Origin of the sequence: Mycobacterium sp. E2733, assembly GCF_001667585.1 — a bacterium.
Classification (GTDB): Bacteria; Actinomycetota; Actinomycetes; order Mycobacteriales; family Mycobacteriaceae; genus Mycobacterium.
Genome location: NZ_LZJZ01000028.1, coordinates 1 through 8,008, shown reverse-complemented (window position 1 = coordinate 8,008; position 8,008 = coordinate 1). Strand labels below are relative to the sequence as shown.

Annotated in this window: 7 protein-coding genes; 3 read left to right on the top strand and 4 right to left on the bottom strand. The window is 68.5% G+C overall.

Annotated features, from left to right (window positions below; all coding sequences use genetic code 11):
* Nucleotides 1-1,112, bottom strand: a 1,112-nt coding sequence (locus A5678_RS07005) for a cytochrome P450 (protein ID WP_068040252.1), incomplete at its 3' end; no start/stop codon positions are given.
* The gene (gene purB, locus A5678_RS07000) at nucleotides 1,109-2,527 is read right to left on the bottom strand and encodes an adenylosuccinate lyase (RefSeq protein WP_068040250.1); all 1,419 of its coding nucleotides are present in this window, start codon (nucleotides 2,525-2,527) and stop codon (nucleotides 1,109-1,111) included. The genes A5678_RS07005 and purB, both read right to left, overlap by 4 nt.
* A gap of 41 nt (nucleotides 2,528-2,568) precedes the next feature.
* Here purB and A5678_RS06995 point away from each other — a divergent pair, with 41 nt between their 5' ends.
* Nucleotides 2,569-3,315: a DUF429 domain-containing protein gene (locus A5678_RS06995; protein WP_068040248.1), complete on the top strand. Its 747-nt coding sequence runs from the start codon at nucleotides 2,569-2,571 to the stop codon at nucleotides 3,313-3,315.
* On the opposite strand, the gene A5678_RS06990 is transcribed toward A5678_RS06995, so the two are convergent.
* Nucleotides 3,249-3,929: a TetR/AcrR family transcriptional regulator gene (locus tag A5678_RS06990; protein ID WP_197502062.1), complete on the bottom strand. Its 681-nt coding sequence runs from the start codon at nucleotides 3,927-3,929 to the stop codon at nucleotides 3,249-3,251. The genes A5678_RS06995 and A5678_RS06990 overlap by 67 nt on opposite strands.
* A 55-nt stretch (nucleotides 3,930-3,984) precedes the next feature.
* Between A5678_RS06990 and A5678_RS06985 the strand changes: the two genes are divergently transcribed.
* Both A5678_RS06985 and A5678_RS06980 read left to right on the top strand, forming a co-directional pair.
* Nucleotides 3,985-4,890, top strand: a complete 906-nt coding sequence (locus A5678_RS06985; RefSeq protein WP_068040243.1) for an alpha/beta hydrolase-fold protein — start codon at nucleotides 3,985-3,987, stop codon at nucleotides 4,888-4,890.
* A 78-nt stretch (nucleotides 4,891-4,968) separates the two neighbouring features.
* The gene (locus A5678_RS06980; RefSeq protein WP_068040254.1) at nucleotides 4,969-6,552 is read left to right on the top strand and encodes a gamma-glutamyltransferase family protein; all 1,584 of its coding nucleotides are present in this window, start codon (nucleotides 4,969-4,971) and stop codon (nucleotides 6,550-6,552) included.
* Here the strand turns inward: A5678_RS06980 and purD are convergent.
* Nucleotides 6,549-7,817 carry a phosphoribosylamine--glycine ligase gene (gene purD, locus A5678_RS06975; RefSeq protein ID WP_068040241.1) on the bottom strand — a complete coding sequence of 423 codons (1,269 nt, stop codon included), beginning with the start codon at nucleotides 7,815-7,817 and terminating at the stop codon, nucleotides 6,549-6,551. The genes A5678_RS06980 and purD overlap by 4 nt on opposite strands.
* Nucleotides 7,818-8,008: the final 191 nt, after the last annotated feature.

The window sequence follows — 8,008 nt, the reverse complement described above, 5'->3', positions numbered from 1 at the left end:
TTGGCGCCCAGGCAATAATGAACGCCTTGACCGAACCCCAAGTGCGGGTTGGGCTTTCGAGCGATGTCAAAAGTATCGGCGTGCTCGAATACGCTGGCGTCGCGATTCGCGGAGCCCTCCCAGATCTGGATCTTCTGGCCCGCCTCGATCGACTGCCCGCCGAGGGTGACGTCGCGCGTGGCGGTGCGCCGCTTGGATGGCGACGGCGACGTCCACCGCACGGTCTCCTCGACGGCGGTCGGCAACGCGTCGAGATCCGCGCGCAGCGCCCGTAGTTGCTCCGGATGGTTGGCGAGCGCCAGCAGCCCTCCGGCGACTGCATTGCGCGTGGTCTCCGCGCCGGCGCTGAACAACAGGCTGAAGAACAGGTAGAGCTCGAGATCCGACAGGTACGGCGCATCCGCATCGTCGACCATCGCGTTCGCCACGACCGACAACATGTCGTCGGTCGGCTCCGCCCGCTTCGACGCGATCAGCTGCTGGCCGTAGTCGTACATCCGCGAGCCGGCCGCCGCGTCTCTTTCCGAGACCGACAGCTGCGACAATGTGGCCTTGCGCGAACCGCCGAAGTCGAACTGCGGCTCGATGGCCTCGAACAGCCAATGCCGTTCGGACTCGGGCACTCCCAGCAGGATACAGATCATCTGCATCGGCAGCTCGGCGGCGATGTCGACCAGGAAGTCGAACGGTTCACCGGGCACCACCGCGCCCAGCAACCGGCGCGTACGCGCCCGCAGATCGTCCTCGACCAGCCGGATCATTCGCGGAGTCAGCCCGGAGCTGACGAGTCGCCGGATCTGTGAGTGGCGCGGGTCGTCCATCATGTTGAGCACTTGCCCGGCGATGGAGAGGTCCTGCAACAGCGTGCCGCCATACGGCCGGCCGCCGCCGGTGACCGATGAGTATGTCGCCGGGTCCTTCAGCACCTCAAGCGTTTCCGCGTAGGTGGCCACGGACCAGAAGCCCTCGCCATCGGGGGTGTTGTCGGTGGGCTCGTGCCAGTAGACCGGCGCCTCGCGACGGTGGATGGCGAACAAGTCGTGTGGAAATCCGTTGGCGAAATTGTCCAGATCGGTGAAGTCGATCCCCGCGAGCGCGCCGGCGAGTGTCACAGGATCGCGCCCGGGGTGTACTTGGCCGCGTCAGGATAGCGGCTTACCAGCGCATCCACCGTGGCCACCACCTCGTCCACCTGATCGCCGGCGGCGCCGATGAACGCCTTCTTGTCGGCCAGTGCGGCGTCCAGCGCCGCTCGGTCCAGCGGCAGTCGCTCGTCGGCGGCCAACCGCTCCAGCAGGTCGGGCTCCGCGCCGTGTTCGCGCATGGCCAGGGCCGTCGCTACCGCGTGCTCGCGGATCACGTGGTGCGCTGCCTCGCGCCCCATCCCCGCGCGTACCGCCGCGATCAGCACCTTGGTGGTAGCCAAGAACGGCAGGTAGCGATCCAGCTCGCGGCCGATCACCGCGGGGTAGGCGCCGAACTCGTCGAGCACCGTCAAGAACGTCTCGATCTGCCCATCCATGGCAAAGAAGCTGTCCGGCAACGCAACTCGGCGCACCACCGAGCAGAACACGTCGCCCTCGTTCCACTGCGCGCCGGCGAGTTCGGCAGCCATCGAGGCATAACCGCGCAGGACCACCTGCAGCCCGTTGACCCGTTCGCAGCTGCGGGTGTTCATCTTGTGCGGCATCGCCGACGAGCCGACCTGGCCCGGAGCGAATCCCTCGGTGACAAGTTCGTGCCCGGCCATCAGCCGGATCGTGTGCGCCATCGACGACGGTCCGGCGCCGAGCTGCACCAGCGCGGAGAGCACGTCATGGTCGAGCGAACGCGGGTAAACCTGCCCGACACTGGTCAAAACCGTTGCAAAGCCCAGGAATTGGGCCATACGGTGCTCGAGCTCGGCCAGCTTTGCGGCGTCGCCGTCCAGCAGGTCCAACATGTCCTGGGCGGTGCCCATTGGGCCTTTGATACCGCGCAGCGGGTAGCGGTCGATCAACTCGCGCAGCCGGGTCAGCGCGATCAGCGTCTCTTGCGCGGCGGAGGCGAACCGCTTGCCCAACGTGGTGGCCTGCGCGGCGACGTTGTGGCTGCGCCCGGCCATCACCAGGTCGCGGTAAGCCACCGCACGTTCGGCGAGCCGGGCCACGACCGCGATTCCATGGGAGAAGACCAATTCCAGGGACCGCCGGATCTGCAACTGCTCCACGTTCTCGGTCAAGTCGCGGCTGGTCATTCCCTTGTGCACGTGCTCGTGACCGGCCAGCGCGTTGAACTCTTCGATTCGGGCCTTGACGTCATGGCGCAGCGCCCGTTCGCGCTCCGCGATGGAGGACAAATCGACGTCCTCGAGCACCCGCTCGTAGTCGGCGATGGCGTTCTGCGGAACGTCCACCCCGAGCTCCGCTTGTGCCCGAAGCACCGCCAGCCACAGCCGGCGTTCCGCGACGACCTTGGCCTCCGGCGACCAGATCGCGACCATTTCCGCGCTGGCGTACCGGGCGGCCAGGACGTTCGGAATGCTCACAGACATAGAGCTTACGATCCGGCGCCCATACCCTGGGCAGGATGTACTTCGCCGGCGTCGATCTGGCATGGGCCGGACGCAATCCCACCGGGGTCGCGGTCGTCGACGCCGGGGGCCGCCTCGTGCACATCGACGCCGTCGGCGACGACGCCGCGGTGCTCGCAGCGTTGTCGCCGTATGTGCAGGGGCACTGCCTGGTCGGATTCGACGCGCCGCTAGTGGTGACCAACCCGACCGGCCAGCGTCCCGCCGAAGCGGCGCTCAACCGCGACTTCCGCAAGTTCGAAGCCGGGGCGCACCCAGCCAACACGGCAAAACCGGAGTTCGCCGACGGACCGCGCGCGGCACGATTGGCCCGGGCAATGGGACTTGACCTAAACCCGCGGTCGCCGGCACCCAGACGTGCCATCGAGGTCTACCCGCACCCGGCAACCGTCGTGCTGTTCCGGCTGGCGCGGACGCTCAAGTACAAGGCGAAGCCCGGCCGCGGCGTCGATCAGCTCCGCTCGGAGCTGCTCCTGCTGATGGACGGCGTCGAAAAGCTTGCCCACGCCGAGGTGCCCCTGCAGGTCACGGACCATGACCGCTGGGCGGGGTTGCGCCACGGGGTGGTCACGGCGCAACGCAAGAGCGAGGTGCGCCGCGCCGAAGATCCGGTCGACGCCGTCGTCTGCGCCTATGTGGCGTTGTATGCGCAGCGCCGCCCGGCGAACGTGACGATCTACGGCGACTTCGCGACCGGGTACATCGTGACGCCATCGCTGCCGGCCGACCGCATCGGCCGCTGATCAATGGGCGCGAGCACTTCGATGAGATCGACCACCGTCCCCAGCGCCGCCGCACGGGGATCGCGGCCCTCGACCAACGCGGACACCACCGAACCGTCGACCGCGCAGATCAGCGTGCACACCAGCTCGATGTGCACCGTGCGGCCCGAACGCTCGATGGCCTCGGCCACGGCCTCGGCGCGCTGCCTCAGGCTGCGACGCATGGTCTCGCGCAATGCGGGCAGCCGGGTGCACGCGATGTGCCGCTCGTAGCGCGAGATCAACTGGTCACTGAGGCCCGGGCTGGACACGTCTCCGACAAGGAGGTCGACCAAAACCTCGGCGATGGTCTCGGGTCCGCGGCGCCGACGGGAAAGGGCGGTGACCCGCGACCGCAGCTGCGCCACCTCGATCATCGCGATGTGTTCGACCGCGCGGGCGATCAAATCATCAAGGGACGAGAAGTAATACGTAGTGGACGCCAGCGGCAGTCCGGCCCGCCGAGCGACCGCGCGGTGACCCACCGCCTCGAATCCGCCTTCGGCAAGCAGCTCGGCGGCGGCGCTCACGAGCGCATACCGCCGACGTTCTCCCTTCGGAGTGACTGCTGCCGTCACGAGTAGCCATCGTGCCAGCCAAAGTGGTACTGCATTGCCATTTCGGCCAAACGGCCCGCCAAACCCACATGGCATGATGGCCCGCATGCCCGACTTGAGCCGCCGTGCCCTGCTCCGCCTCGGTGCCAGCGCCACCGCGGGTGCAGTGGGCACGTACGCGCTCGACATCCTGTTCAGGCCGCGACCATCTCAGGCCATGCCGCTATCGCCGGCCGGCACCCAGGCGCCGCTGGCACCACCTCTCGAACCCGCTCCAGCGGGTCAGCCGGCGCCCACCATGGTGACGGGCTCCTTCGTCTCGGCGGCGCGCGGCGGGATCAACACCAACTGGGCCATCGCGCGTCCGCCCGGCCAGACGAAGACGCTGCGACCGGTCATCGCGCTGCACGGCAAGGGCAGCGACGCATCCACCGTGATGGCCGGCGGCGTCGAACAGGGCCTGGCCCAAGCCGTCAACGCGGGCCTGCCGCCGTTTGCGGTGGTCGCCGTCGACGGTGGCGGCGGTTATTGGCACAAGAGGGCGTCCGGCGAGGACAGCGGGGCGATGGTGCTCGACGAGCTCATTCCGATGCTGAGCACCCAGGGCCTGGACACCTCGCGGGTGGCGTTCCTGGGCTGGTCGATGGGCGGCTACGGCGCGTTGCTGCTCGGGGGCCGGCTGGGTCCGGCACGCACCGCGGCGATTTGCGCGGTCAGCCCCGCACTGTGGCTCTCCTCCGGCGCGGCTGCGCCTGGTGCCTTCGACGGGCCCGACGACTTCGCGGCGAATTCGGTGTTCGGGATGCCGGCGCTGGGGTCGATTCCCATTCGGGTCGACTGCGGCGACAGCGATCCGTTTTACGCCGCGACCAAACAGTTCATTGCGCAACTGCCCCATCCGCCCGCAGGCGGCTTCTCACCCGGCGGCCACACCGGGGAGTTCTGGAGTTCGCAATTGCCCGCCGAGCTGACCTGGATGGCGCCGCTGCTGACGGCCTGAGCGCCGCGGTTGGCCATCGAGCGTCACGCTAGCGCGGCGCTGGGCACCGAGCGTCACGCCAGCGCTACGCTCGCGAAGGTGACGGCACCGTTCGACTGGGACTTCCCTTACGCCTGGCCGCGAAAGCCCATCCTGGCGGAAAACGTTGTGTGCACGTCGCAACCGCTGGCAGCCCAGGCGGGCCTTCGGGTGCTCGCCGACGGGGGAAGCGCAGCCGATGCGGCCATCGCCACGGCGATCGCGCTCACGGTGGTGGAGCCCGTCTCCAACGGCATCGGCTCGGATGCCTTCGCCATCGTGTGGGACGGCCGGCAATTGCACGGGCTGAATGCATCTGGGCGTTCTCCTGCGGCCTGGACACCGGAATACTTCGGTGGCAAGGCCGTGCCCATGGTCGGCTGGAACGCGGTGACCGTGCCCGGCGCGGTGTCGGCGTGGGCCGAACTGCACGCCAAGTTCGGCAAGCTCCCGTTCGACAAACTCTTCGAGCCCGCAATCCGCTACGCCCGCAACGGCTTCCTGGTCTCACCGACCGTCGCGGAACAATGGGCGGCGCAGATACCGCTGTTCGAGAAGCAGCCCGGCTTCGCGGCCGCCTTCATGCCCGCCGGTCGGGCGCCCAAACCCGGTGAGCGGTTCAGGTTTGCCGAACAGGCGGCCACACTCGAGAAGATCGCCGCAACAAACGGAGACGCGTTCTACCGCGGAGAGTTGGCCGCCCGACTCGAGGCGCACGCGCTGGCCAACGACGGCGTGATGCGCGCCGGCGACCTCGCCGCTCACCGCGCCGACTGGGTGGGCACCATCGGCGGCGCCTACCGCGGGTACACCGTCCACGAGATCCCGCCCAACGGTCACGGCATCGTGGCCCTGATCGCCCTGGGAATCCTGGAGCACTTCGACATGGCCTCGTTCCCAGTCGATTCCGCCGACAGCGTGCACCTGCAGATCGAGGCGGTGAAGCTGGCCTTTGCCGACGCGGAGGCCTACGTCGCCGACATCGAGCACATGCCGGTCCGCCCGGAGCACCTGCTGGACGCCGACTACCTGAGGCAACGCGCGGCCCTGATTGATCGCGCGCGGGCGAGGCCGGCGTCGGCGGGCACCCCGAGCGGGGGAACCGTGTATCTGACCGCCGCCGACGCCGCGGGGATGATGGTGTCGATGATCCAGTCGAACTACATGGGATTCGGGTCCGGTGTCGTGGTGCCGGGCACCGGGATATCGCTGCAGAACCGTGGTGCGAATTTCACGGCGGCCGAAGGACATCCGAACCGAGTGGGGCCGGCCAAGCGGCCGTACCACACGATCATCCCGGGTTTTGTCACCAAAGACGGTGCCCCAGTGATGAGCTTCGGCGTGATGGGCGGGACGATGCAGCCTCAGGGTCACACCCAGGTGATGGTGCGCATCGCCGACCATGGACAGAATCCGCAGGCCGCGTGTGACGGCCCACGGTTCCGGTGGGTGCAGGGCATGCAGGTCAGCTGCGAGAAAGGCTTTCAGGACGCGACGCTCGACGAGCTTCGCCGCCGCGGACATGACCTGGTTGCCGTGGACGACTACAACCAGTTCGGCAGCTGCCAGGCGATCTGGCGGCTCGACGGCGGCTATTTTGCGGCGAGCGATCCCCGCCGCGACGGCCAGGCCGCGGGTTTCTAGACGCTGATCTTGCCCTCCGCCGCCAACAGCGCGATGTCGCTTCGAAAGTGGCCGCCCGGCAATCGGATCGACTGCATCAGCTCATATGCCTGTGACCGGGCGGCGGCCAGGTCGGCGCCGGTGCCCACCACCGACAGCACGCGGCCGCCCGACGAGACCACCTCGCCGTCGTCGCGACGCGCCGTGCCCGCGTGCAATACCCCCTCGGCTTCCGAGCCGGCGACGACGTCCCCGACCCGAGGGCGACCGGGATAGTTCTCCGCCGCCAGCACCACCGTGACAGCCGCTCCCTCGTGCCAGCGCAACTCGCCGAACTCGGCCAGCTTGCCGGTGCCCGCCGCGAACAGCAGCTGCCCGAGCGGCGATTCCAGCAGCGCCAGCACCGCCTGGGTCTCCGGATCGCCGAACCGGCAGTTGAATTCGACCACGGCCGGCCCGGTGGAGGTGATTGCCAACCCGACGTACAACAACCCGCAGAACGGGCTGCCGCGCTGAACCAGTTCGGCCGCAACGGGTTCGACGATATCGCCGACGATGTCCCGGTACACCTCGTCGGGAAGCCACGGAACCGGTGCGTAGGCGCCCATGCCGCCGGTGTTGGGTCCCGTATCGCCGTCGCCGACGCGCTTGAAGTCCTGCGCCGGCAACAGCGGCACCACGGTCATGCCGTCCACGACGCAAAACAGTGACACCTCCGGACCGTCCAGGTACGACTCCAGCAGCACCGGGTGGCCCGCCTCGAGCAGTCCGGCGGCGTGCGCGCGGGCGACGCCGCGGTCCGGGGTGACCACTACGCCCTTGCCTGCGGCCAGCCGGTCGTCCTTGACCACCCAGGCGGGGTCACCCGCCGCAGGCCCGAACCGGTCCAGGGCGGCATCCAAATGCGCGGGATTATCGACGGTTTCGCTGGCCGCAGTGCGCACGCCGGCCGCGGCCATGACCTCTTTGGCGAATGCCTTGGATCCTTCGATGCGGGCGGCGTCCTTGCTGGGCCCGAAGCAGACGATTCCGGCGGCTCGCAGCGCGTCGGCCACGCCCAGCACCAGCGGCACCTCGGGACCGATCACCACCAGGTCGGCCCGGAGCTCGCGCGCCAGGGCGACGACGTCGGAACCCGACGTGACGTCGACGTCATGCTGCTCGGCGACGCGGGCGGTACCCGCATTACCGGGAGCGACGAACAGTCCCGTGACCTGCGGGTCCTTCCGAAGCGCCAGCAACAGCGCATGCTCTCGTGCACCCGAACCGATCACCAGAACTCGCACGAGTCGTCAGACTAGCTCAGGCGCTCAGACGATTCGCTCCAGCAGGCCTTTCAGCCTTTTTGTTGCGCGGCAGTGCGGCGCCCGAGACGCTTGTTGAACTTGTCGGACAGCAGCGCCAACCGTCCGAGGCAGGCCGGCCATACTGACAACCGGTCAGGCCTTGTCCCCGGAGTGCATCTTCAACGCCGCGT

Coding starts and splice junctions, on each gene's coding strand:
- A5678_RS06995 (WP_068040248.1), top strand. CDS start 2,569: ATGTACTTCGCCGGCGTCGATCTGGCATGGGCCGGACGCAATCCCACC.
- A5678_RS06985 (WP_068040243.1), top strand. CDS start 3,985: ATGATGGCCCGCATGCCCGACTTGAGCCGCCGTGCCCTGCTCCGCCTC.